The following is a 1,481-nucleotide window of genomic DNA, read 5'->3' on the forward strand; positions in this document are numbered from 1 at the left end:
ATATGACTGTGAGTCATAATTATGACTCACAGTCATATCGCTCACGAGACAGACATGCCCCGGCCACCGACGCTAAGGCCGTAGCGGTCGGCGGTCGGCGGTCGGCGGCGGCGGCTGGTGGCCGAGGCTGGTGGCCGGCGCTTGGTGTCAGTGGAGGTTGTTGAGGATCTTCTCGTAGCGAAGTCGGTCGGCCGCCGGGGTCTTCGCCTCGAGGTAGTTGAGCACCACGGCGCCGCGCCGGTACGACTGGCCGCCCCACGTCTCGGCGATGTCGCCGGCGCTGGTCTCGTCGGGGAACACGTAGACCGTCACGCCATCGGTGGCGACGATCTCGGAACAGCCCAGACCGAGACCGTCCGGTCCACAGTCAACGGAACGGTCTTTGGGGTGCGTCACTCGCAGACCGGCGGCCTTGAAGGCGTCGACCACCTGGCGGGCACCGGGCGCACCGGCCCGCCGCCGGTGGTGCTGCCCCCGCGCCCGGCCGGTGCTCGACCGGCCCCTGCGGCGGCGCGGGCGGCACGGCGGGCGGCGGGGTCGGCTGAGCGGGGCGACCCGACGGCCCGGCGGCATCGGCCGAACCGGACGGGACCACCGACGGCGTCGGCGCGCTCGCGAGGTCGCTCGCCGCCAGGGTCGCGACGGGCGACGCCGGCGGGGCCGCCCGAGGGCTGTCGTCGTCACTGCCGCAGCCGGCGGTCAGCGCGACGGCGACCAGAAGGATCCCGACGGCGGGCAGGCTCCGATGTGTCACCAGGGCAGTCTGCCGGGCCACGCCCGACGGCGGCAGTGGCCGGTCAGCCACCGCGCTGTCCCATATCCGCCACCGGTGATCGACCGCACGGCCGGGGTGCGCTCCGGCGGGCACCGACGCGCCCGTCGGCTCAGCCGGAGATCCCACTGGTGGAACCGCGGACCGACGTCGACGGTTAACCTGCCGGCATGGCTGTCACGCCCTGGGTCTCGTTGACCACCGACTACGGCCTCACCGACGGATTCGTGGCCGCCTGCCACGGGGTGATCGCCCGGATCGCGCCGGCCGCCCGGGTCATCGACGTGACCCATCTGGTGCCGCCGGCGGACGTCCGACGCGGTGCCGCCGTGCTGGCGCAGACGGTGCCGTACCTGCCGGTGGGCGTGCACGTGGCGGTGGTCGACCCGGGGGTGGGCACCGCCCGGCGGGGCGTCGCGCTGGCCACCCCGGGTGGGTTGCTGGTCGGCCCGGACAACGGGCTGCTGCCGGACGCCGCTGCCGCGCTCGGCGGGGTGACCGCCGCGGTGGAGCTGACCGAGCCGCGCTGGCTGGCGGCCCGGGTGTCCGGCACGTTCCACGGCCGGGACGTCTTCGCCCCGGTGGCGGCCCGGCTGGCGCTCGGCGCGCCGCTGGCCGAGGCGGGTCCGGCGGTCGACCCGGACGGGCTCGTCCGGCTGCCGCCGGCGGTCGTGGCCCGCGACGCCGAGGGCTTCACCGCCGAGGTGCT

2 protein-coding genes are annotated in these 1,481 nt (G+C 75.2%); one reads left to right on the forward strand and one right to left on the reverse strand.

Annotated elements, in window-relative coordinates; all coding sequences use genetic code 11:
- Window positions 1-147: 147 nt before the first annotated feature.
- Window positions 148-396, reverse strand: coding sequence for a hypothetical protein (locus AB0J68_RS32135; protein ID WP_363942639.1), 249 nt, complete (start codon window positions 394-396; stop codon window positions 148-150).
- A gap of 546 nt (window positions 397-942) precedes the next feature.
- Here AB0J68_RS32135 and AB0J68_RS32140 point away from each other — a divergent pair.
- Window positions 943-1,481 (forward strand): SAM-dependent chlorinase/fluorinase (locus AB0J68_RS32140; RefSeq protein ID WP_363942641.1); only part of this gene is annotated, 539 nt, incomplete at its 3' end.

The organism is Micromonospora sp. NPDC049580, assembly GCF_040675595.1.
Classification (GTDB): Bacteria; Actinomycetota; Actinomycetes; order Mycobacteriales; family Micromonosporaceae; genus Micromonospora.